We start from the raw sequence: 21497 nt of genomic DNA, 5'->3' as shown, positions 1-21497 counted from the left end.
AGGTAAATCTCGTTCTCAGGATTTACGACTGCTTCGCAGCCGGACGCAGCCTCGCTGGGGCTCGTCAGCTGCGACAGAGCCGGACGCAGCCTTTGCGCATTCCTGAATGTTCGTACATATCCCATTGCCGTCTACGCTCTTGAAACACCGACAAGAACGAGGGATGCATGATGGGGGTTCTGCACAAATTAGCCGTGCTGGGCGGGATGCTTTTGCTGTGTCTGGGGCAGGTTCAAGCCGCCACAGTGGAAAAGGACGACAGCCAGGCCGCCAAAGCCTTGCTGGAAAAAGCCCTGGCGTATTACCACGACAACGGCGACAAGGCCTTCGCAGCCTTCAGCCGCCAGGGCGAGTTTGTTGACAAGGATCGTTACGTCTTCGTGGTCGATACCAAGGGCGTGATGCTCGCCAGCGGCGGGCCGTCTTCGGCGTTGATCGGGCGGGATGTGTCCGAAACCCTCGGCCCGGATTTGCAGAAGGCCTTCAAGGACGCCTTGAACGTGCCGGAGGGCAATGGCATTCAACAGGCTGAATACCGCTGGCAGAACTGGTCCGACGGCAAGGTCGAGCGCAAACATGTGTTCTATCAGCGCGTTGGCCAGCGGATTCTGGCCGTGGGTTACTACCTGCCACGGGCGTCGGCGGAGCAGGCGATGGCCTTGCTGAACAAAGCGTCAACGGATCTGGCCAAGGACGAGAAGGGCACGCTGACCGCGATCAACTCCCTGAAGGGTGGTTACTTGCAGGATGACCTGTACGTGTTCGTCGTCGACCTGAACACCCAGCGTTACGTGGCCCACGGCACCAATCTGCGGCTGATCAATACCGACTTCGGCAAGATCAAGGACCCGGAAGGAAAACCGGTGGGCGAGCCGATCCTGGCATTGATTGCCAAACAGGATGACGGCGAATACGAATACCGCTGGAAAAACCCGGTGACCGGCAAGGTTGAAGACAAGCATGCCTACCTGAAAAAGGTCGGGCATTTTCTGGTGGCTGTCGGGTATTACAGCCCTTGATTCATTGGTGTCTGTGAGGACGCCTTCGCGGGCAAGTCGGATCGCCGCATCGCTCGCTCCTACAGGTAAAGCGCAATCCCTGTAGGAGCGAGGCTTGCCCGCGAAGGCCGCAACTCGGTCTATCTATCGAACCTTATCCTCACGCCCCCGCAACATCATATTCGGCATCGCAACCGCCGCCGCCAACCCCAACAGCGACACCGCCGCACTGACCATCAACAAATGCTGGAAGGTCAGCAGCAACTCGGCGCGCAAGGCGTTCTGCGCATCCCCCGGCGCAGCGTTCAAACCATCCAGCAACACATTCCCCGAACTGCCCTCGGCAATCAGCGACGAACCGGCCAGGTGGGCGAAGCTCGAATCTTGCAACAGCGCCAGCAGCAACGCCGACATCAACGCTACGCCCACCGCGCCGCCCAGCGAGCGGAACAGGTTGGTGGTGCTGGTGGCGACGCCGATATCCCGTTGTTCCACGGAGTTCTGCGTTCCGACCAGGGACGTCGGGAATTGCATGCCGCTGGCGATCCCGCTGAGCAACATAAACAGGCTGCTGAGCACGAAAGCCTGGGGCGGACTGAACGCCATGCCGAGAATCGAGATCGGCATGAGGAGGGCGCCGGCCAGGATCATCGGTTTGTAGCGCCCGGTCACCGACGTCCGGCGTCCGGCGCAGTAAGCTCCGATTGGCAAACCCATGGCCAGCGGCAACAGGTGCAGCGCGGCGCTGTCGGCTCCGGCACCGGTGACGCTCTGGAAGCGCAGCGGTATCAGCACGATCAGCGAGATGGCCTGGAAACTGGTGAAGAAAATCGCGCACCAGCACAGGATCGCGTTGCGGTTGGCGAACAGGTGCATCGGCAGCAACGGCTCCCGCGCCCGGCGTTCATGCCAGACGAACAGCGCCAATACCAACACCGCACACCCGAGCAGGCCCAGCACTTCGGCGCTGCGCCACGAGTGGCCCTGACCGACTTGAGTGATGCCCAGCAGCAAGGCCGTCAAACCGATGATCATCAGCAACGTGCCGAGGTAATCGATGATCGGTTTGCGTTGTGGCACGGGCAAACCCACCAGCGTGCGATTGGCCACCAGCCAGGCACCCAGGCCAAGCGGCAGGTTGATCAGAAACACCCAGCGCCAGGACAGGTATTCGGTCATGTAGCCGCCGAGCACCGGGCCGGCGACACTGGCCACGGCGTACATGCTGCTGAAATAACCCTGATAGCGACCGCGCTCCCGGGGCGGGACGATGTCGCCGATGATCGCCTGGCTGACCGAAATCATCCCGCCCGCGCCGATGCCTTGAATGATCCGCGCCAGCACCAGTTGCTCCATGCTTTGGGCCATGCCGCAGAACAGCGAGGCAAGGGTGAACAGCCCCATGCCGAACAGCATCAACTTGCGTCGACCGTACAGATCGCCGAGTTTGCCGTAGATCGGCACCGCCACGGTCATCGCCACCATGTAGCCGGAAATCACCCAGGCCAGCAGGCTGACGTCCTTGAATTGCGCGGAGATGGCGGGCATTGAAACGGCGACGATGGTCTGGTCCAGTGCACCAAGAAAGATCGCCAGCATCAGGGCGATCAACACGCTGCGAATGGCCGGTTTAGGCGTTTCAGGCCGGTTGAGATTGGTCACGGGCAGAACCTGCGGGCGGTGATTGACCCGCAAGGGGCAAAGCGAGCGGGGATGCTCGCCAGTGTAAGTCGGTAGCAGGCTATTCGATAGCCTCGCAAGGAAGCCCGACGTAATTTTCTGCAATCGTTTTTCGACCCGCTTCGGAGTGGACGAAGTAGTCCAGTTCCGACTCGCTGATGCGCTGACTGAAGGCATCGTGATCGTCGAAACGGTGCAGCATCGAGGTCATCCACCAGGAAAACCGTTCGGCTTTCCAGACCCGGCGCAGGCAGATTTCGGAGTACTTTTCCAGCAGATCCAGACGCCCCTCTCTGTAAACCTTCAGCAAAATAGTGAACAAGGTGCTGACGTCGCTGGCCGCCAGGTTCAGGCCTTTGGCGCCGGTAGGCGGGACGATGTGCGCGGCGTCGCCGACCAGGAACATCCGCCCGTACTGCATCGGTTCGACCACAAAACTGCGCAGCGGCGCGATGCTTTTTTCGATCGACGGCCCGGTCACCAAGGCGTTGGCCAGCGCAGAAGGCAGACGCGATTTGAGTTCATCCCAGAAGCGCTGATCTGACCAATCCTCGACCTTCTCGTCCGCCGGCACCTGGAGGTAGTAACGCGTGCGGGTCGCCGAGCGCATGCTGCACAGGGCGAAACCGCGCTCGTGGCGGGCGTAGACCAACTCCTCGTGGACTGGCGGCGTATCGGCGAGAATGCCGAGCCAGCCAAACGGGTAGACCCGCTCGAAGACCTTCAGGCACTCCGTGGGAATCGACTGCCGCGCCACCCCATGGAAACCGTCGCACCCGGCGATGTAGTCGCAATCGAGGCGATACGTCTCGCCATTCTTCTCGAACGTCACGAACGGTTCTGCGGTTTTCATCCCGTGCGGTACGACGTTGGCGGCCTGGTAAATGGTCTGCGCGCCAGCCTCCCGACGAGCGGCCATCAGGTCGCGGGTAACCTCGGTCTGGCCATAGATCATCACGGTTTTGCCACCGGTCAGCGCCTGCAGATCGATGTGCACCCGGCGCCCGTCGAGGGCCAGTTCGAAACCAGCATGGACCAGCCCTTCGGCGTCCATGCGCTGACCCACCCCGGCCTGCCGCAACAGCTCTACCATGCCTTGTTCGAGGACGCCGGCGCGGATTCGCCCGAGCACATAGTCGGGGGTCTGGCGTTCGAGGATCAGGGTGTCGATTCCGGCGTTATGCAGCAACTGGCCGAGGAGTAAACCGGCGGGACCGGCGCCAATGATGGCGATTTGGGTTTTCAGCATTTTCATTGTTTTTATGACTCGCAAGCTTCACGCGACCACGGCCGGTGAATGATTTTTATGGATCGAGTGCTTGCATTTTTCCCTTGCGGGTCTGTCAATTGAAGGTGAAAACTGAGCCGATACCTGTACATTCTGCCAATCGGTGCGATTATCGCCCGTAACCTTTGAGGCCTGGATTGAAGTGATGAACAAGCCTGACCTGCCTTCGATTCCAGTGTTCAAGCTCTACGGTGAAAGCCTGGACTGGCCGACCCCCGACTTGCTGCACTGTGAAACCATTTCCAAACGCAGCCGCGAACACCAATGGGAAATCAAACCCCACCGTCACGCTGATTTATGCCAGTTGCTCTTCGTATTCAAAGGTCAGGCAGAGCTTGAAATCGAAGGCAAACAGACGCAACTGACTGAACCGGCCATCCTGATCCTGCCGCCGTTATCGGTGCATGGTTATCGGTTTTCCGAGGACGTCGAGGGGTTCGTCGTGACCCTCGCCGCGCCGCTGGTTGCCCATCTTCAGGCGCAACTGGGCAACTCGGTGAACACCCTGTCCCAGGCCGAAAGTTACCCGGCGGGCAAGGAAAGCGACTACCTCAACAGCCTGTTTTCGGCGCTACAGGACGAATACACCGGCCACCAGCCTGCGCGCGAGATGCTCATGCATTCGCTGGTCAGCGTGATCATGGTGTGGGTCAGCCGTCAGGTGATTTCGCGCCGCGCCGCCAGTCAGCGTCCGCAAAGGGCCCGGGAATACCTCAACGGATTTATCCAGCTGGTGGAAGAGACGTACCGTCAGCACGTCAAGGTCGAGGATCTGGCGCATCGGCTGGGGATTTCCGTGTCCCACCTCAATGGCACCTGCCGTGAGCTGGCGGGGCAACCGGCGTTGCAGATCATGCACGAGCGTCAGTTGCTGGAGGCCAAGCGCTTGTTGACCTACACCAGCATGACCATTTACGAAATGTCTGACGTGTTGGGGTTTTCCGATCCGACCAACTTCACGCGCTTGTTCCGACGCCGGGTGGGGATCTCCCCCAAGGCTTTTCGCGACCGCTTGAAGGCCGATCAGGACAACGAGGCCTGACCGCCTTCGTCATCTAAGGGCGTTGAGGGTCGCGTTGTGGGGAATGCAGCGCTCGAAGTTACAGCTCGCGTAATCGCGGGGCAGTTGTCGCAACTGCTCGACACGCCAGGCGGCGGTGCCATACAGCGCCAGCGTCGCGGCGCAGGTGAGGAAAATGGCGAGGTATCTTCTTGTTTTGATGTTCATGGCGTTGACCTCTGAACGAATACCCTTCGGTATTCCTTTCAGCATAGGTCAGCGCGGGTGAGTTGCCAGTAACACGTCTTGCGTATGTAACCCGCCATTCAGAACACTGATATCCCCTGTAGGAGTGAGCCTGCTCGCGATAGCGGAGTGTCAGGCAACAGTGATGTTGAATGTCGGACCGTCATCGCGAGCAGGCTCACTCCCACAAGGGATTGGTGTCGAACACAAAGACTGCGGTATCCCACATGGGAACTCGGTTACAGGCCGATATCCCACGCCGGTTCTTCGGGGAATCTCAGCACCAGGAAATCCAGCATGCTGCGCAGCGCCGCCGGCATGTGCTTGCGTGAGGCGTACACCGCGTACACGTTCATCTGTCGTGGCTCGGCCTGGGGCAGCAGGCGAATCAGCTCGCCACTGTGGATATGCACACCCGCCTGATAACTGGGCAGCATCGCCACACCCGCACCAGCCATGGTTGCACGCAGCAGCGTACTGGCCTCGTTGGCGCTGATGTTGCCCTGTACCGGCACCGACACCGGCTCGCCGTCCTCCTCGAAATGCCAGAGACTTTTGCCGAAGTAGGAGTGGGTCAGGCAGTTGTGCTGGCTCAGGTCCTCGACCCGTTGCGGCGTCGGGTGTTCGCGCAGGTAAGCGGGGGAGGCGCAGATCACCGAGCGGCAGACCGTCAGCCGCCGGGCGATCAGGTTCGGGTCCAGGTCGTTGCTGGTGCGGATCGCCAGGTCGATGCGTTCATCCACCAGGTTCACGGTGCGGTCGAGCATCTGCATGTCGATGCTGACACCGGGATAGCGTTTGACGTAAGCCGCCATGGCATCCGCCAGTTGTGCCTGGCCGAACGAGGTGCTGACGCTGATGCGCAGCGGGCCGCGGGGTGCCTCATCCGGCTCGCTCACAGCCGCTTGCATGTCGGTGGACAAGTCGAGCATCTGCCGACAGCGAGGCAGGATTTCACTGCCGGCGGCGGTCAGGCTCAATTTGCGCGTGGTGCGGTGCATCAGACGTGCGCCGACCCAATCTTCCAGCTCCGCCAGATAACGCGAAACCACCGGCCGTGACAGGTCCAGATGATCGGCGGCGGCCGATTGGCTGCCGAGGTCGACCACTGAGACGAACACCCGCATTGCTTGTAGACGATCCATGATTTGCCCGCTTTCAGAAACAAACTATGTTCAAGCATCGCATTTTTTGTACTGAGTCAGGCAACTAAGCTCTGTCCCATCGCCAAACACGGCATTCGGACCACGGAGCAACAGATGATCAGCTTCACCTCTCTCAAGCGCATTTTGCTGGCCACCGCCACCCTCGGCTTCGCGGCCCACGCCGCTGCGGCATCGACCCTGACCCTGGACGTGTACAACCCGGGTGACAAAGCGATCTTCCCGGTGACCTCGGTCCTGGTCAGCGGCGAAAAAGAAGCGATTCTGGTGGACGCGCAATTCGGCAAGTCCCAGGCCGAGCAGGTGGTCGAAAAGATCCGCGCCAGCGGCAAGCAACTGACCACCATCTACATCAGCCACGGTGACCCGGACTACTACTTCGGCCTCGACACCCTGACCGCCGCATTCCCGAACGCCAAAGTGCTCGCCTCGCAGCCAACCGTTGATCACATCAAGCACACCGTCGACGGCAAAATGGCGTTCTGGGGGCCGAAGATGGGTACCGACGTGCCGGCCAAAACCATCGTGCCAGGCGTACTCAAGGGCGACAGCCTGATGCTGGAAGGGCAGAAGTTGCAGGTGGTGGGCCTGGACGGCAAGCAGCCGGATCGGACCTTTGTGTGGATCCCGTCGATCAAGGCAGTGGTCGGTGGTGTGGTCGTCGCAGAAAACATTCACGTGTGGATGGCTGACACCCAAACCGCGCAATCCCACGCCGATTGGTTGACTACGCTGCACGCCATCGAAACCCTGAAACCGAAAACCATCGTGCCGGGTCATTACCTGGGTCAGAGCGCCCGTTCGCTGGCCGCCGTGCAGTTCACCGCCGATTACATCAAGGCCTTCGACGAAGAAACCGCCAAGGCCAAGGACTCCGCCGCGCTGATCGCCGCGATGAAAAAACACTTCCCGGCAGTGGGCGAAGTGAGCTCGCTGGAACTGAGCGCCAAAGTCGCCAAGGGCGAGATGAAGTGGGGTGAATGAGTGATGTTTCCAACGCTCTGCGTGGGAATGCAGCCCGGGACGCTCCGCGTCCCATCAACAGCCGAACGCGGAGCGTCCGTTGCGGCATTCCCACGCAGAGCGTGGGAACGATCAAAACCCCACGCAAATTTGCAAAGATTCACCCAAGCCAACTGGAGAACATCATGAGCAAAATCGCAATCATCGGTGCCACCGGCCGTGCCGGCAGCCAACTGCTGGAAGAAGCCCTGCGTCGTGGTCACAGCGTCACGGCCATCGCCCGCGACACCTCGAAGATCGCCCAGCGTGCCGGGGTGGTCACCAGGAATGTCGATGCACTGGATGCCGAAACGTTGCAATCCGCCGTCGAAGGCCATGACGTGGTGATCAGCGCGGCGCACTTCGCGACCCTTGCGGCCAGCGCCGTCGTCGGACCGGTGAAAAACGCCGGGGTGAAACGCTTGCTGGTGGTGGGCGGTGCGGGTTCGTTGTTGCTGGATGGCACTCGCGTCATCGACAGCGAGGGCTTCCCGCAGGAGTACAAGGCTGAGGCCGGTGCCGGGGCTTTGTTTCTAGAGAACCTGCGTCAGGAAAAGGATCTGGACTGGACGTTTCTGTCGCCGTCTGCAGAGTTCGTCGAAGGTGAGCGCACGGGTTCGTTTCGGGTTGGGAAGGATGATTTGCTGGTGAGCAGTGCAGGGCGGAGCTGGATCACGTTCGCCGATTACGCGATTGCGATGATTGATGAAGTGGAAGTGCCGAAGCATTCACGGCAGCGGTTCACTGTCGGATACTGATCCCCTTTCACTGATCGTTCCCACGCTCTGCGTGGGAATGCAGCCCGTGACGCTCCGCGTCACTGGACGCGGAGCGTCCCTAGAGGCATTCCCACGCGGAGCATGGGAACGATCGGCGTGTCAGGCTTTCGGTGCTCAGCGACTCTGAGCCTGCTCCACCAACCACCCCATCAACTCGCGCAACTTCGGCGAAGGTCCGGGTTTTTCCGGGAACACCAGGTAATACGCCAACCCCGTCTTCACCTTCAACTCAAACGGCATGACCAGCCGCCCGGCGCTCAGGTCGTCGCCAATCAACGACCAATCCCCGATCGCCACACCGGTCCCCTGGGACGCCATGGACATCGCCAGGTCCAGGGTTTCGAAATGCTGACCCTTGCCGACATTGCTCAAGCGAATATCCGCGCTGGCCAGCCAGGCTTTCCAGTCGCGTTCGTCGCGAGTCGGATGCAACAGCATGTGTTTTTCCAAATCCCCCGGCGCCTGCAACGGCACCGGCCCGTCGAGATACGGTCGGGAGCAGACCGGCGTCAGTTGCTCATCGAACAGCCGATGGGACGCCAGCGACGTCTCCGGCGGTACGCCATAGATCACCGCCGCATCAAACTGCTCGCGATGAAAATCCACGCCGTGTTTCACCGTGGTGGTCAATTCCACCGGCACATCCGGGCGCTCCCTTTGCCACTGCACCAGGCGCGGCAACAACCAGCGCATCACGCAGGTGGGGGCCTTGAGTTGCAGGGTTTTGCGCTTCTCGCCGATCTGCTCGACCGCCTCGTCGATCAAGCCGAAAATCTGCTGGACCCGGGGCAGCCACTCCCGTCCTTCGGCCGTCAGGTCGAGGCCGCGGGCCAGGCGGATAAACAGTTCATAACCCAGATGTTCTTCCAGCCCGGCGATCTGCCGACTCACCGCACCTTGGGTGATGTACAGCTGTTCGGCCGCCCGGGTGAAGTTGCAGCACTGCGCGGTGATCAGAAAAGTGTGCAGCGCCGGCAGGGGAGGCAATCGTTTCATTGAGATCCAAGGTATGACGTGAGGACATGGCTAGTATGATTTTTTATCCATTGTTGCGGCTACGTGTCGCCCGTTCCAATGAGGCCATCCCTGGACTTGCCCACGCATCATAAACACTGCGCAGGCCCGGCGTCTCAAACGAACAAGAAGGGCAAAGACATGGCGACGTGCGGCGAAGTATTGGTCAAGTTACTCGAAGATTACGGGGTCGAGCAGGTGTTCGGCATTCCCGGGGTTCATACCGTGGAGCTGTATCGCGGGCTGGCCCGTTCGAGCATCAACCACGTCACGCCGCGTCACGAACAGGGCGCCGGTTTCATGGCCGACGGTTATGCGCGCACCAGCGGCAAACCGGGTGTGTGCTTCATCATCACCGGTCCCGGCATGACCAACATCACCACCGCGATGGGCCAGGCTTATGCCGACTCGATCCCGATGCTGGTGATCTCCAGCGTGCAATCGCGCAGCCAGTTGGGCGGCGGTCGCGGCAAGCTCCACGAGCTGCCGAACCAGAGCGCTTTGGTCGGCGGTGTGGCAGCGTTCTCCCACACCTTGATGTCGGCGGCGGAATTGCCGGGCGTGCTGGCGCGTGCATTTGCACTGTTCCAGGCCGGTCGTCCGCGTCCTGTGCACATCGAAATTCCGCTGGATGTGCTGGTTGAAGAAGCCGACGACCTGCTCGCCAGTCTCCCGGTGAACATCGACCGCGCCGGTGCTTCGCCGAGTGCGATCAGCCGCATGACCGCGCTGCTGGCCGGTGCCAAACGCCCACTGATTCTTGCCGGTGGCGGTGCCATCGATGCGGCCGCCGAGCTGACTGAACTGGCCGAACTGCTGGACGCGCCGGTGGCCCTGACCATCAATGCCAAAGGCATGCTCGAATCCAATCACCCGTTGCTGATCGGTTCGACCCAAAGCCTGGTCGCGACCCGTGCCTTGGTCGCCGAAGCCGATGTGGTATTGGCCATTGGCACCGAACTGGCCGAGACCGATTACGACGTCACGTTTGCCGGCGGCTTCGAGATTCCCGGCGCGTTGCTGCGTGTAGACATCGACCCCGACCAGACCGTGCGCAATTACCCGCCGAAAGTCGCCCTGGTGGCTGACTCGCGCAACGCCGCGCAGGCCTTGCTGAGCGAGCTGTCCAAACACTCGCTGGCCGAGCGCCGCAACGACTGGGGCCAGGTCCGCGCTGCCCGTCTGCGCGAAGACCTCGCCGCCACTTGGGATGCGCCGACCCTGGCCCAGACCCGCTTCCTCGAAACCGTGCTGCACGAATTGCCGGACGCCGTCTTCGTCGGTGATTCGACCCAGCCGGTGTACACCGGCAACCTGACCTTCAACCCGGAACGCCCGCGTCGCTGGTTCAACTCGTCCACCGGTTACGGCACCCTCGGTTACGCCTTGCCGGCGGCGATTGGCGCCTGGCTCGGCGGCAGCGTTGAAGGTGGCGTGCGTCCTCCGGTGGTGTGTCTGATCGGTGACGGCGGCCTGCAATTCACCCTGCCGGAACTGGCCAGCGCCGTTGAAGCGCGCACCCCGGTGATCGTCCTGCTGTGGAATAACCAGGGCTACGAAGAGATCAAGAAATATATGGTCAACCGCGCCATTGAGCCGGTGGGCGTGGACATCTACACCCCGGACTTCGTCGGTGTGGCCAAGGCGCTGGGCTGTGCGGCCGAAGCGGTCAACGGAGTCGAGCAGCTGCGCAGTGCCTTGCGTACCGCCGCTGATCGCCAAGGCCCGACCCTGATTGAAATCGATCAGACTTCGTGGATGAAGGCGGTGTCGAAATGAGCTTTTCTGCGACTTTACCAACCACTCTGGACGGCCTTTATATCGATGGCCAATGGTTGGCGGGCAACGAACACTTGCGCGTGATCAACCCGGCCACGGAAGCCCTGTTGACCACCGTGAATGGCGGCGATGAAAAAGCCGTCGATCAAGCAGTCACCGCCGCCACCAAGGCTTTCGGCGAGTGGTTGAAAACCACCGGCACCGAACGCGGCGCGATCCTGCGCAGAATCGCCGCAGGCGTTCAGGCCGGGCGTGAACACTTGATGAAGTTGCAATCGAGCAACAACGGAAAACCGCTGTTCGAAGCCGCCATCGACGTCGATGACGTGATCGCCACGTTCGAGTATTACGCCGGTCTGGCCGAAGGCCTCGATGCCAAGCAGGACGGCAACGTCGAGCTGCCCACCGACGATTTCAGCGCTCGTGTGCGCCGTGAACCGTGCGGTGTGGTCGGCCTGATCGTGCCGTGGAATTTCCCGATGGTCACCACCGCCTGGAAACTTGCCCCGGCCCTGGCGGCTGGTTGCTGCGTGGTGCTCAAACCTTCCGAAGTCACGCCGCTGCCGGAGCTGGAACTGGCGACGATCATCGCCGAAGCCGGCTTGCCGGCCGGTGTCTTCAACCTGGTCTGTGGCACGGGCCTGGCCGTCGGCGCGCCGCTGTCGGCCGACCCTCGTATTGCCAAAATCTCCTTCACCGGCAGCAACGCGGTCGGTGTGCAGGTCATGCAACGGGCGGCGGAAACCGTCAAAGGCGTGAGCCTGGAACTGGGCGGCAAATCCTCGCTGGTGGTGTTGGCCGATGCCGACATCGGCCTGGCCGTGGAAGTGGCCTGTGGCGGCGGTTTCTTCAACGCCGGGCAGATGTGCTCGGCCACCAGCCGCGTGTTGGTCGCTGATGAACTGGCGGATGAATTCCTCCTTCGTTTGAAGGCCCGCGCCGAAGCCATTCGCGTTGCCGACCCGTTCGACCCGAACGTGGAAATGGGCGCCTTGGTCAATCAAGCGCAATACCAGCGTGTGCTGGGCCACATCGATCGCGGTTTGAGCGCGGGCGCCAAACTGATTTGCGGTGGCAATCGTCCGGCAGACCTGTCGCGCGGTTATTTTTTGCAGCCGACGATTTTCACCGAAGTGCCCCTCGACAGTGCGTTGTGGTGTGAAGAGATTTTCGGGCCGGTGATTTGCGTACGCAGTTTTGCTTCCGAAGCTGAGGCGATTGCCTTGGCCAACGACAGCCAGTTCGGACTGGTGGCCAGTGTGGTTACGCGCGACGCCGAGGCGGCCGATCGGGTCGCCAACGCCTTGCAGGCGGGGCTGGTGCGGATCAATGCGCCGCAGGTGATCTTCCCGCAGACCGCCTGGGGTGGCTACAAGCAGAGCAGCATCGGCCGCGAATTGGGGCCGTGGGGCTTGCAGGCTTTCCAGGAAATCAAACACGTGATTCGCGCCGTCTGACGGCACGAAAAAGGTGAGCGCATGCCTTGAAAGGAGGCATGCGCTGGCGTCATGGCTTCAATGAATTTTTATCGATAGTCAGGTGTTTTGCACGACTTCAGGATGAACCCGCTGGTTCAGCCAAGCCCCCGAAAATACGAGGGATAACGCTGATCCGGCCGCGCGGATGCAACAGTTTCGACCTGCCTTATACCTACAAAAACAAAGGGAGTCCGTAATGGGCGAGCATGATCTGAACAGACGTCAATTCATCAAAACCGTGGGCGTAGCCTCGGTGGCAGCGGCGGCCATGAGCTTGCCCTTCGTCAAGGCCAATGCCAGCGACACGCGCTTCCAGGGCAAGACCCTGCGCTTGCTGACCTGGTCCGATGACACGGGCCTGGCCGCATTGCGCAACATCGCGGCAACCTTCGAAGACAAGTACGGCTGCAAGGTCATTGCTGACCGCACCGGCAGTACCTCGGAAATGGTCGCCAAACTCAAGGCCGCTGGTGATCGTCCGCAGTACGACATCATCACCCTGGCCGGCGTCGGCGCCGAAGGTCTGGCCGCGGCCAACCTGCTGGAAAAACCCGACCTCAACCGCATCCCCAACCTGGTCGACGTACCGGAAAAATACCGCACCGGCGCCAATGGCCACGGCATCGGTTACCTGTTGTGGTGCAACAGCCTGGTCTACAGCACCCGCACCATCAAGGAAGCCCCGGACAGTTACGCCGCCCTGTGGGACGCCGAGCTGTCGCCGAACATCTTCCTGCCGCCGCCGAACTGGACCGAGGCCATGGACCTGATCATCATCGCCGCCAAACTGGCCGGTGGTGACGAGCACAACATCGAGCCGGGCTTCAAGAAACTCGCCGAGCTGAAAGATCGTGTGGTGACCCTGGGTGAAAACCCGAACCAGATTGCCGAGCTGTTCCGCACCGGTTCCCTGGACATGGGCGGCTTGTACGCACCGGCCTTCTTCCCGAAACAGATCCGCGATCCGGCCTACGGCCTGGGCGCCACCTTCGGTATGAAGGAAGGTTTCTACACCGACCTGATGCTGTCGGTGATGCCGAAGAATCGTCCGGGCGATACCGATCTGGTCTACGCCTTCATCAACCACTCTCTGGACCCGCTGGTGCAGGGCAAGATGGCCGAGGACATCTACAACGGCCCGGTCAACGCCAAGGCGATCATCTCCGCCGAAGCGCGCAAGAGCCCGTACATCCTCACGCCGGAGCAGATTGCCGAGAAAGCGATCATGCACGACAACGCCTTCCTGGCCTCTGTGCATGACCAATGGATTCGTCGTTACACGGAAATCTTTTCTTCCTGATCGAGTGGCGAACACAACTCTTCTGGAACACCACAGATCCATTGTGGGAGCGGGCTTGCTCGCGAATGCGTCAGCACATCCAACATCAATGTGACTGACACACCGCTTTCGCGAGCAAGCCCGCTCCCACATTAGAAATGCGGTGTTTTCAATAGTTGTGTTTGCCAGCTGCTTTCCATTGACGAGACCCTTGCTATGGAACACCAACCTCTGACTCATCCGGTCGCCGCCGCTCCTTCGCGCGCCAATCGGGGTGTTTCGCCGACGGCGCGTGCCTGGTTTTTCCTCTCGCCGTCGATGCTGTTCATGGGCGTGCTGATTGCCGCCAGTCTGCTGGTCCTGCGCATGAGCGTGGGCACCAAGGGCGCGGAATGGACCGGGTTCAGCCTGGCCAGTTACGCCCAATTGCTGGAACCCTATTACCTCAAGTCCTTGCTGCTGACTCTGCGCCTGGCGCTGATCAGCGCGGTGATCGCGGTGGTGCTGGCGATTCCGGTGGCCTACACCATGTCGCGGCTGACCTCACCCTTCGTGCGACGGATCTTCCTCGCCGCAGTGCTGCTGCCATTGCTGGTCAACCTGCTGCTGCAAAGCTACGGCTGGCTGGTGATTCTCGGTCCTGGCGGGATGCTCAATCAGGCGCTGATGGGCCTGGGCCTGATCAAGCGACCGATCATGTTTCTGTACAACCAGAACGGCGTGCTGATGGGCCTGGTGCAAACCGCTTTCCCGTTGGCCGTGCTGCCGATTGCCAGCGCCATGCGCGGCGTCGCCCGTACTTATGAAGAAGCCGCTGCAACCCTGGGCGCGAGTCGCTTTCAGGTGTTCCGCCAGGTGGTGCTGCCGATGAGCATGCCGGGGATCATCACCGGCGCGACGTTGGTATTCGCTTACAACGCCAGCAGCTTCGTGGTGCCGTTGCTGCTCGGTGGCCGGCGCGTGCCGATGCTGGCGGTGATGGTGCATGACCAGATCGCACCGCTGATGAACTGGCCCGCCGCCTCCGCTGCCGGCGTGGTACTGATCGTCACCACCCTCGCGATTATGACCTTGTCCGAATTCATCACTGGCCGTCGTCGGCGCATGCTGGAGGCTTCGCAATGAGCACGTTGACCCAAAAGCGTTATGGCCTGCTGCCCGGCGAGACCGGCAAGTTTGCCGGCATTCTCTCGGGCTTCATTCTGCTGCTGGCGGTGTTGCCGATCCTGACCATGATCGTCATGTCGTTCAGCGGTGCGTCGAACCTCGACTTCCCGCCGAGCAGTTACAGCCTGCAATGGTACAAGGCGGCCTGGCACACCTTCGTTTCGCCGGATTCCAGCGATGTGCTGAGCCTGGGCAAAGCCATGACCACCAGCCTGATGGTGGCGTGCCTGACCATGATCTTCGCGACCATTGTGGCGGTGCCGGCAGCCTACGCGCTGACCCGTTGCGAATTCCGCGGCAAAGCCGTGGCGCTGCAACTGATGTCGCTGCCGCTGGTGTTCCCGATGGTGGTGTTGGGCCTGGCGTTGTTGCTGGTGTTCGACAGCCTGCCGTTCCAGATGACCACCTCACGGCTGGTGATTGCCCACGTGATTCTGGCCTTGCCGTTCGTGGTGAAAAACTGCACCGCGGCGATGCTCTCCATCGGCAGTGAAGTCGAAGAGGCCGCGCAGATGCTCGGTGCCTCGCCGACCCGGGCGATTATCGATGTGGTAGTGCCGCTGATGAAGTCGGGGATTCTGGCGGGCATGCTGCTGGCGTTCATCGTCTCGTTCAACGAATTCACCGTGACCTATTTCCTCTACACCATCGACGTCATGACCGTGCCGATCTGGATGTACAGCCGCACCGTGTCTTCGCTCGACCCCACCGTTTTCTCGTTTGCCGTGCTGATCGTGCTGATCGACTTCGTCCTGATCTGGGCGTTGGAGAAGCTAGTCGGTGAAGGTGGCGTTTCGTTCTAGCTTCTGCCTGGAGGTGCCTGCGCTCGATCATGCTGCGTTAAAAGTCCGCTCAGAATGCTCATTGACTAAAGTCAACTCCGCTTCTTCGCAGACTTTTGCCTTGCCTGATCTTCGCTCGGCCACCTCCAGCCAGAACCTTATTCTTGAGGTGCAACATGACTGGTCTGATTCTGGAAAACGTCGAGAAACATTACGGCTCGGCCTGCGCGGTAAAAGATGTAAACCTGCATTTGCCCGAGGGCAAACTGGTGTGTTTTCTCGGCCCTTCGGGCTGCGGCAAAACCACGTTGCTGCGCATGATTGCAGGGCTCGAAACCCTGAGCGGCGGCGAGATTCGCCTGGACGGTGAAGACATCGGCCACACCCCGGCGCATCAACGTAATTTCGGCATGGTGTTCCAGTCCCTGGCGCTGTTTCCGCACATGACGGTGGGGGAGAATATCGCCTATCCGCTGAAACTGCGGGGTGTCAGCAAGGCTGATCAGCAGGCGCGGGTGGTGGAGTTGCTGGAGCTGATTCAGCTGCAGGAAATGATTGATCGCCCGGTGGCCAAACTCTCCGGCGGGCAACGCCAGCGCGTGGCGATTGCCCGGGCGATTGCCAACCACCCGAAAATCCTCCTGCTGGATGAACCGCTGTCGGCGCTCGACGCCAAGCTGCGTGAGTCGATGCAGGTGGAAATCCGCCAGCTGCAACAGCGCCTGAACATCACCACGATCATGGTGACCCACGACCAGCGCGAAGCCATGACCATGGCCGATATTGTGGTGGTACTCGGGGAGCATCGGGTGCAGCAGGTGGGCACGCCGATTGAAATCTACCGGCACCCGGCCAACGAATTTGTCGCGGACTTTATCGGCTCGGGCAATATCTTCCCGGCCACGGCGCTGGGCAACGGCAAGATTGGTTTGCCGGGTGGCGATGCGCTGGAGGTGCCGATCTGCAGCAGCATTGTGGTCGGTGAGAAAGTGAAAATGCTGATTCGCCCGGAGGACCTGCAACTGTCGCATCCGCAGGCGACGGCGGGGAACCGGTTGCTCGGTACGGTGACGTTTGTGCGTGATATCGGTGCGACGATTGAAACGACGGTGGAGTGTTCCGGGGTGTCGTTTACGGCGTTGAGTACGCCGTGTCAGGGGTTTGGGTTGAGCATTGGCAATCCGGTGTCGGTGACGTTGCCGGCTGAGGCTTGCCGCGTGCTCGGCGCCTAAAACTCGCCAACAACCTGTAGGAGCGAGGCTTGCCCGCGAAGAACGATAACGCGGTTTGCCTGATACTCCGCGTTATCGTTCTTCGCGGGCAAGCCTCGCTCCTACAGGGTTGTGGTGAAACCACTTAAACCGACAACCGCAACCGCGCCAAATCCCGGAGCGGCGGCGCCCCGAACAACCGGCTGTATTCCCGGCTGAACTGCGAAGGGCTTTCATACCCTACCCGATACCCCGCCGCCGACGCTTCCAGCCCTTCGGCCAACATCAATCGCCGCGCTTCCTGCAAGCGCAGCTGCTTCTGATACTGCAACGGACTCATCGCCGTCATTGCCTTGAACCGATGATGCAACGTCGACACGCTCAGGTTCACTTCTTTCGCCAGATCATCAATGCGCAGCGGTTGCTCATAATTGCCGTTGAGCCACTTGATCGCCTGGCTGATGCGGTGGCTTTGGCTATTGGCGATGGCAATTTCATACAGCCGATGCCCCTGCTGACTGCGCAACAACCGATAAAGAATCTCCCCACGAATCAGCGGCGCGAGCATGGCGATGTCTTTCGGGGTCTCCAGCAACCGGGCCAGGCGCAATACCGCATCGAGCATTGCCGTATCGATCCGCTCGACATACAAGCCACGCCCGGTTGGCCGGGTGGGCACACCGAGCGGGCCGGCGTCGGCGATCAGCGCGGTGATTTCTGCCGGATCAATGTCCAGCCGCACGGCGAGGATCGGTTCTTCAGACGTGACATTCACCACGCGCCCGCTCAACGGCATCGAGACCGAGACCACCAGGTAATTCAGCGGGTCGTAATTGAAGTATTCGTCGGCCAGCCGAACCTCCTTGCGCCCCTGCGCCATGATGCACAACGCCGGTTGGGCCAGCACCGGGGCAAAGTCGTGGGACTGGCTATGACGCGACATAAACAGCGAGCCGACGGCAGTGGCATAAGTGCCATCGTCCGTGGTGTTGCGACGGATGATAGCGGCCAGTTCCGCGCGCTGTTTCTCCATGTCGGCATCCAGCGGGGCTTGAAAGTGATCGAACGACGACATGCCGGGCATCCTCGCTGAAGGGTGGGTAATGAGCCGAGCTTAAGTTTGTGCAAGAGGAAGCGGTAGACACATCCTGCCTCAACCTTGCCTGATTCTGCATTGAGTGGATTAGCGGTGCCTCTATGGCTGCACCCGCCAGGGGAAACTTGCTTGATAGCCGTGTTTAATCGGAATGAAGACTTTTACAGGTTGTTACAGGTTGTTCGAAAAGCCGCGCAGGATTGTGCAAAAAGCCGGCAGGAATCGACTAACCGCACTTCCACCTGCGCGCTTAACCTTTGATCCTGTCGCAGCCCGCCCCACGGCTGCCACTCGACTACCTGGGAGGGTTGAACATGTCTACGCAGATCCCCGTCAGTCATATGGCTTTTGTCCGTGCCCGCGCCGGGCGTTCGGCGGAGCTTGGTGTGCGCTTGAGCGCGTTGATCGAGCCGTCCCGCAGCGCACCGGGTTGCCTGAGCTTTTCCCTGCAGCATTCACAATGCGATCCGGAATTGTGGCTGGTGTCCGGTTTCTGGACGCATCAGCAAGCGATGACGGCCTACTTCAGCACCCCGGCGATGGAGATTTTCGCCGAGCTGGTGCAGGAGCTGGTGGTCAACAGCCTGGATTTTCATACCTTCAAGGACGTGTCGGCCGACCAGGCGCTGTGGCAGTCCCGGTCACGGGTACACAAAATGGCGGGTTGAGGGTTTAATGGCTCCATTCTCAATCAGCCAGGATCCGCGACATGGCACGTAAAGCCTTTGAAACCTTCGAAGCCGTATCCGCCGTTGTACCGGGCGAGGGTGGTTACCACGCCGCGATCGCTGTCAAAGCCATCGGTGGTACCGGTGCGCCACGTTTTCACAAAGTACTTGAAGGGCAAATCTTCAAGACTGCCAACGAGGCAGATCTGGCCGCCGCCAAAGAGCTGACTCGCCTCAAAGACGTCAAAGAAGACGCCGACCTGCTCTGGTAATCACTTGACCGCCCCCGGGCGGAACATCTTGAACAATGCCTCTGGTCCCAACTGAAAGTAATCCGCTGGCCCGCCGCCGCGCAGAATCGGTTCTGCCGCGGCGGTGTCGTACACCCCATCCTTCAATAGCCACTTGGCGATATGCACGGCGACCACTTCGCCCAGAATCAGCCAGCTCGGCACCACGTTCCCGTCCGCCCGCTGCAGCTGAATGATCTGCGTGACCTTGCACTCGAAGGACACCGGGCTTTCGGCCACCCGCGGCACTTGAATGATTTTCGAAGCGACTGGAGTCAGGCCGGACAGTTCGAACTCGTTGACCTCGGGCGGGACCATGGCGCAGCTCTGGTTCATCTGCTCGGCCAGCGGGCGGGTGGCGAGGTTCCAGGCGAATTCACCGGTCTGTTCGATGTTGTTCAGGCTGTCTTTACGGCCGACGCTGGAAAACCCGATGATCGGCGGAATGTAGTTGAACGCGTTGAAGAAGCTGTAAGGCGCCAAGTTCAAGCGGCCGTTGGCGTCCTGTGAGGAAATCCAGCCAATGGGGCGGGGGCCGACGATGGCGTTGAACGGGTCATGGGGCAAGCCGTGGCCGTTGGCGGGTTCGTAGAAATGGATGTCGTCGGGCATGAAGGGATTCCTGAGCGTTGTGCGGATGGCGTCATAGTGCAAGGACAAATACCTAATTTCCAGTCGACGCGATCCCTGTAGGAGCGAGGCTTGCCCGCGAAGGCGTCGTGTCAGCCACATCGATGCTGAATTTGAAATCGCCTTCGCGGGCAAGCCTCGCTCCTACAGGTACTGTGTCGGCAATGAAAAAAGGGGTAGACCCGTTAAGGTCTGCCCCTGTTTTTATTGCGCGGGCTGACTCAGTCCGTCTCGATCCGCGAATGCTTGCGGGTGTCTTTCATGGTGATGTACACCAGCAACGACACGGCAATACACGCCGTCACATACCAGTAGTAACCGGTCTCCATACCAATGCTCTTGAACCACAGCGCGATGTATTCAGCGGTGCCGCCGAAGATCGACACGGTCAGCGCGTATGGCAGGCCGACGCCCAGTGCACGAATCTCGGTCGGGAACAGTTCAGCTTTGACCACCGCGTTGATCGAGGTGTAACCGCTGACGATGATCAGCGCCGCCATGATCAGGAAGAACGCGCCCCACCAGCTCTGAATCGTGTGCAGGGTGGTCAGGATCGGCACGGTGAACAGCGTCCCCAGAATGCCGAAGGCAATCAGGATCGGACGACGACCGACTTTATCCGACAGCCCGCCGATGATCGGTTGCAGGCACATGAACAGGAACAGCGTGGCAGCGGAAATGGTGGTCGAGTCGGAGATGCTCATGCCGACGGTGTTCACCAGGTATTTCTGCATGTACGTGGTGTAGGTGTAGAACGCCAGGGTGCCGCCCATGGTCAGGCCGACCACGGTCATCAGTTCCTTGGGGTGGCGCATCAAGGTGCGCATCGCGCTTTCCTTGGCCTTCTCTTTCTTGGTGAACGACTCGGTTTCTTCCATGCCACGACGCAGGTACAGCGCAACCACGGCACACAGCGCGCCGATGGCGAACGGGATGCGCCAGCCCCAGGCGTACAGCTCTTCGGTGGTCAGGACTTGTTGCAGCACGATCAACACCGCCAACGCGATGAGCTGACCGGAAATCAGGGTCACGTACTGGAAGCTGGAGTAAAACCCGCGACGTTCCTTGGTCGCCATTTCACTGAGGTAGGTCGCCGAAGTACCGTACTCGCCACCGACCGACAGGCCTTGCAGCAGGCGGGCGAAAATCAGCAGGATCGGTGCGCCAATGCCAATGGTTTCATAACCGGGGCTCAGGGCAATCAGCAGCGAGCCGAAACACATCAGGTACACCGAAGCCATCAGTGCTTTCTTGCGACCGGCCTTGTCGGCGTACAGGCCCATCAGCCAGCCGCCTATCGGGCGCATCAGGAAGCCCACGGCGAAGATCGCGGCGGTGTTCAGCAGTTGTGCGGTGGTGTCGCCTTTGGGGAAAAAGGCCTTGGCGAAATACAGGGAGAAGGCAGCGTAGACGTACCAGTCGTACCACTCGACCATGTTGCCGACAGAGCCGCTGAAGATCGACTTGATGCGACTGGCGGTGGTTCTTTCTTTGGCGGGCACGGCAGCCGACCCAAGGGGCAGGGCGTTGGAGTTATCCATTGAAGGATCCTTCGTTTAATTGTTTTTGTGGAGCGCGTTGAAACGCAGCCTGACTGGGCTATAGCAGGAGGTGTGCCAAGGGGAGGAAGGCCGGTTTAGAGGGGGTAGGACGTTTTGTTGAGCGGATATCCGCTCATGGCAGGCAAGGTCACAAGCGGATTTCCGCGCATTGCCAGCCCCTGTAGGAGCGAGGCTTGCCCGCGAAGCAGCCACCGCGGTCTATCTGACGAACCGCGTTATCGTTCTTCGCGGGCAAGTCGGGTCGCCGCACCGCTCGCTCCTTGTATGTTGACCCTGATTCCAACGAGAGAGGTTACGCTTAAGGATTCATACAACAGCAAGTGCGTTTCTGGGGGAGGCCGATCGCTCCTGAAGGCAGGATTTGCTCCTGACCTTGTCTGTAGAG

Annotated in this window: 20 protein-coding genes; 12 read left to right on the top strand and 8 right to left on the bottom strand. The window is 60.5% G+C overall.

The genetic code is table 11. The features are described from left to right. Positions 1-170: 170 nt before the first annotated feature. Positions 171-1019, top strand: a complete 849-nt coding sequence (locus EYC95_RS28295) for a cache domain-containing protein (protein ID WP_131063270.1) — start codon at positions 171-173, stop codon at positions 1017-1019. Positions 1020-1142: 123 nt separating this feature from the next. Here the strand turns inward: EYC95_RS28295 and EYC95_RS28290 are convergent, their stop codons facing one another. Together EYC95_RS28290 and pobA are read right to left on the bottom strand one after the other, a co-directional pair. Continuing rightward, a complete protein-coding gene (locus EYC95_RS28290) occupies positions 1143-2660 on the bottom strand; it encodes an MDR family MFS transporter (protein WP_131063262.1) in 1518 nt (505 codons plus the stop codon). A gap of 79 nt (positions 2661-2739) precedes the next feature. After that, on the bottom strand, positions 2740-3924 hold the full coding sequence (gene pobA / locus EYC95_RS28285) for a 4-hydroxybenzoate 3-monooxygenase (protein WP_178083858.1): 1185 nt from the start codon (positions 3922-3924) through the stop codon (positions 2740-2742). 187 nt (positions 3925-4111) lie between these two features. On the opposite strand from pobA, the gene EYC95_RS28280 reads away from it, so the two are divergent. After that, positions 4112-5008 (top strand): helix-turn-helix domain-containing protein, encoded by an 897-nt coding sequence (locus tag EYC95_RS28280; RefSeq protein WP_131063260.1) that lies wholly within the window; start codon positions 4112-4114, stop codon positions 5006-5008. A gap of 9 nt (positions 5009-5017) precedes the next feature. On the opposite strand, the gene EYC95_RS30265 is transcribed toward EYC95_RS28280, so the two are convergent. Continuing rightward, the gene (locus tag EYC95_RS30265) at positions 5018-5194 is read right to left on the bottom strand and encodes a hypothetical protein (protein ID WP_165557521.1); all 177 of its coding nucleotides are present in this window, start codon (positions 5192-5194) and stop codon (positions 5018-5020) included. A gap of 257 nt (positions 5195-5451) precedes the next feature. Beyond that, complete coding sequence (locus EYC95_RS28270; protein ID WP_218568862.1) at positions 5452-6357, bottom strand: LysR family transcriptional regulator; 906 nt, start codon at positions 6355-6357, stop codon at positions 5452-5454. 114 nt (positions 6358-6471) lie between these two features. Here EYC95_RS28270 and EYC95_RS28265 point away from each other — a divergent pair, with 114 nt between their 5' ends. Further along, positions 6472-7359, top strand: coding sequence for an MBL fold metallo-hydrolase (locus EYC95_RS28265; RefSeq protein WP_131063259.1), 888 nt, complete (start codon positions 6472-6474; stop codon positions 7357-7359). 164 nt (positions 7360-7523) lie between these two features. Continuing rightward, positions 7524-8135 (top strand): NAD(P)-dependent oxidoreductase, encoded by a 612-nt coding sequence (locus EYC95_RS28260; RefSeq protein ID WP_131063258.1) that lies wholly within the window; start codon positions 7524-7526, stop codon positions 8133-8135. A 135-nt stretch (positions 8136-8270) separates the two neighbouring features. Here EYC95_RS28260 and EYC95_RS28255 read toward each other — a convergent pair whose 3' ends face one another. Then, positions 8271-9152: a LysR substrate-binding domain-containing protein gene (locus EYC95_RS28255; RefSeq protein ID WP_131063257.1), complete on the bottom strand. Its 882-nt coding sequence runs from the start codon at positions 9150-9152 to the stop codon at positions 8271-8273. A gap of 159 nt (positions 9153-9311) precedes the next feature. Between EYC95_RS28255 and EYC95_RS28250 the strand changes: the two genes are divergently transcribed. The 6 genes from EYC95_RS28250 (at position 9312) to EYC95_RS28225 (ending at position 16887) form a co-directional block, all read left to right on the top strand. Further along, positions 9312-10949: a 5-guanidino-2-oxopentanoate decarboxylase gene (locus EYC95_RS28250; RefSeq protein ID WP_131063256.1), complete on the top strand. Its 1638-nt coding sequence runs from the start codon at positions 9312-9314 to the stop codon at positions 10947-10949. Beyond that, positions 10946-12406 carry an aldehyde dehydrogenase family protein gene (locus EYC95_RS28245; RefSeq protein ID WP_131063255.1) on the top strand — a complete coding sequence of 487 codons (1461 nt, stop codon included), beginning with the start codon at positions 10946-10948 and terminating at the stop codon, positions 12404-12406. The genes EYC95_RS28250 and EYC95_RS28245 overlap by 4 nt, the downstream gene beginning before the upstream one ends. 217 nt (positions 12407-12623) lie before the next feature. Then, on the top strand, positions 12624-13727 hold the full coding sequence (locus EYC95_RS28240) for an extracellular solute-binding protein (protein ID WP_131063254.1): 1104 nt from the start codon (positions 12624-12626) through the stop codon (positions 13725-13727). 195 nt (positions 13728-13922) lie between these two features. Then, positions 13923-14831 carry an ABC transporter permease gene (locus EYC95_RS28235; protein WP_131063253.1) on the top strand — a complete coding sequence of 303 codons (909 nt, stop codon included), beginning with the start codon at positions 13923-13925 and terminating at the stop codon, positions 14829-14831. Next, a complete protein-coding gene (locus EYC95_RS28230; protein ID WP_131063252.1) occupies positions 14828-15676 on the top strand; it encodes an ABC transporter permease in 849 nt (282 codons plus the stop codon). The genes EYC95_RS28235 and EYC95_RS28230 overlap by 4 nt, the downstream gene beginning before the upstream one ends. Before the next feature lie 155 nt (positions 15677-15831). Further along, positions 15832-16887, top strand: a complete 1056-nt coding sequence (locus EYC95_RS28225) for an ABC transporter ATP-binding protein (protein WP_131063251.1) — start codon at positions 15832-15834, stop codon at positions 16885-16887. A gap of 124 nt (positions 16888-17011) precedes the next feature. Here the strand turns inward: EYC95_RS28225 and EYC95_RS28220 are convergent, their stop codons facing one another. Next, positions 17012-17941 (bottom strand): AraC family transcriptional regulator, encoded by a 930-nt coding sequence (locus EYC95_RS28220; protein WP_131063250.1) that lies wholly within the window; start codon positions 17939-17941, stop codon positions 17012-17014. A 335-nt stretch (positions 17942-18276) separates the two neighbouring features. Between EYC95_RS28220 and EYC95_RS28215 the strand changes: the two genes are divergently transcribed. Both EYC95_RS28215 and EYC95_RS28210 read left to right on the top strand, forming a co-directional pair. Further along, the gene (locus tag EYC95_RS28215; protein ID WP_131063249.1) at positions 18277-18630 is read left to right on the top strand and encodes an antibiotic biosynthesis monooxygenase family protein; all 354 of its coding nucleotides are present in this window, start codon (positions 18277-18279) and stop codon (positions 18628-18630) included. Between the two features lie 41 nt (positions 18631-18671). After that, on the top strand, positions 18672-18902 hold the full coding sequence (locus tag EYC95_RS28210; RefSeq protein WP_131063248.1) for a hypothetical protein: 231 nt from the start codon (positions 18672-18674) through the stop codon (positions 18900-18902). Here EYC95_RS28210 and EYC95_RS28205 read toward each other — a convergent pair whose 3' ends face one another. After that, positions 18903-19532 carry a flavin reductase family protein gene (locus tag EYC95_RS28205; RefSeq protein ID WP_131063247.1) on the bottom strand — a complete coding sequence of 210 codons (630 nt, stop codon included), beginning with the start codon at positions 19530-19532 and terminating at the stop codon, positions 18903-18905. 239 nt (positions 19533-19771) lie between these two features. Further along, positions 19772-21091 carry an MFS transporter gene (locus EYC95_RS28200; RefSeq protein WP_131063246.1) on the bottom strand — a complete coding sequence of 440 codons (1320 nt, stop codon included), beginning with the start codon at positions 21089-21091 and terminating at the stop codon, positions 19772-19774. Positions 21092-21497 lie beyond the last annotated feature (406 nt).

This window comes from Pseudomonas sp. BGI-2 (assembly GCF_004310295.1).
In the GTDB taxonomy this organism is placed as follows: Bacteria; Pseudomonadota; Gammaproteobacteria; order Pseudomonadales; family Pseudomonadaceae; genus Aquipseudomonas.
Note: the sequence above shows the minus strand (reverse complement) of the source record. Positions and strands in the feature narration are given on the sequence as shown.

Excerpts from the sequence above, each read along its gene's own strand:
- EYC95_RS28225 (WP_131063251.1), top strand. The coding sequence starts at position 15,832 with ATGACTGGTCTGATTCTGGAAAACGTCGAGAAACATTACGGCTCGGCC.
- EYC95_RS28265 (WP_131063259.1), top strand. The coding sequence starts at position 6,472 with ATGATCAGCTTCACCTCTCTCAAGCGCATTTTGCTGGCCACCGCCACC.
- EYC95_RS28230 (WP_131063252.1), top strand. The coding sequence starts at position 14,828 with ATGAGCACGTTGACCCAAAAGCGTTATGGCCTGCTGCCCGGCGAGACC.
- EYC95_RS30265 (WP_165557521.1), bottom strand. The coding sequence starts at position 5,194 with ATGAACATCAAAACAAGAAGATACCTCGCCATTTTCCTCACCTGCGCC.
- EYC95_RS28200 (WP_131063246.1), bottom strand. The coding sequence starts at position 21,091 with ATGGATAACTCCAACGCCCTGCCCCTTGGGTCGGCTGCCGTGCCCGCC.
- EYC95_RS28250 (WP_131063256.1), top strand. The coding sequence starts at position 9,312 with ATGGCGACGTGCGGCGAAGTATTGGTCAAGTTACTCGAAGATTACGGG.
- EYC95_RS28245 (WP_131063255.1), top strand. The coding sequence starts at position 10,946 with ATGAGCTTTTCTGCGACTTTACCAACCACTCTGGACGGCCTTTATATC.
- EYC95_RS28210 (WP_131063248.1), top strand. The coding sequence starts at position 18,672 with ATGGCACGTAAAGCCTTTGAAACCTTCGAAGCCGTATCCGCCGTTGTA.
- EYC95_RS28280 (WP_131063260.1), top strand. The coding sequence starts at position 4,112 with ATGAACAAGCCTGACCTGCCTTCGATTCCAGTGTTCAAGCTCTACGGT.
- EYC95_RS28235 (WP_131063253.1), top strand. The coding sequence starts at position 13,923 with ATGGAACACCAACCTCTGACTCATCCGGTCGCCGCCGCTCCTTCGCGC.
- EYC95_RS28255 (WP_131063257.1), bottom strand. The coding sequence starts at position 9,152 with ATGAAACGATTGCCTCCCCTGCCGGCGCTGCACACTTTTCTGATCACC.
- EYC95_RS28205 (WP_131063247.1), bottom strand. The coding sequence starts at position 19,532 with ATGCCCGACGACATCCATTTCTACGAACCCGCCAACGGCCACGGCTTG.
- EYC95_RS28240 (WP_131063254.1), top strand. The coding sequence starts at position 12,624 with ATGGGCGAGCATGATCTGAACAGACGTCAATTCATCAAAACCGTGGGC.
- EYC95_RS28270 (WP_218568862.1), bottom strand. The coding sequence starts at position 6,357 with ATGGATCGTCTACAAGCAATGCGGGTGTTCGTCTCAGTGGTCGACCTC.
- EYC95_RS28260 (WP_131063258.1), top strand. The coding sequence starts at position 7,524 with ATGAGCAAAATCGCAATCATCGGTGCCACCGGCCGTGCCGGCAGCCAA.
- EYC95_RS28295 (WP_131063270.1), top strand. The coding sequence starts at position 171 with ATGGGGGTTCTGCACAAATTAGCCGTGCTGGGCGGGATGCTTTTGCTG.
- EYC95_RS28220 (WP_131063250.1), bottom strand. The coding sequence starts at position 17,941 with ATGTCGTCGTTCGATCACTTTCAAGCCCCGCTGGATGCCGACATGGAG.
- EYC95_RS28215 (WP_131063249.1), top strand. The coding sequence starts at position 18,277 with ATGTCTACGCAGATCCCCGTCAGTCATATGGCTTTTGTCCGTGCCCGC.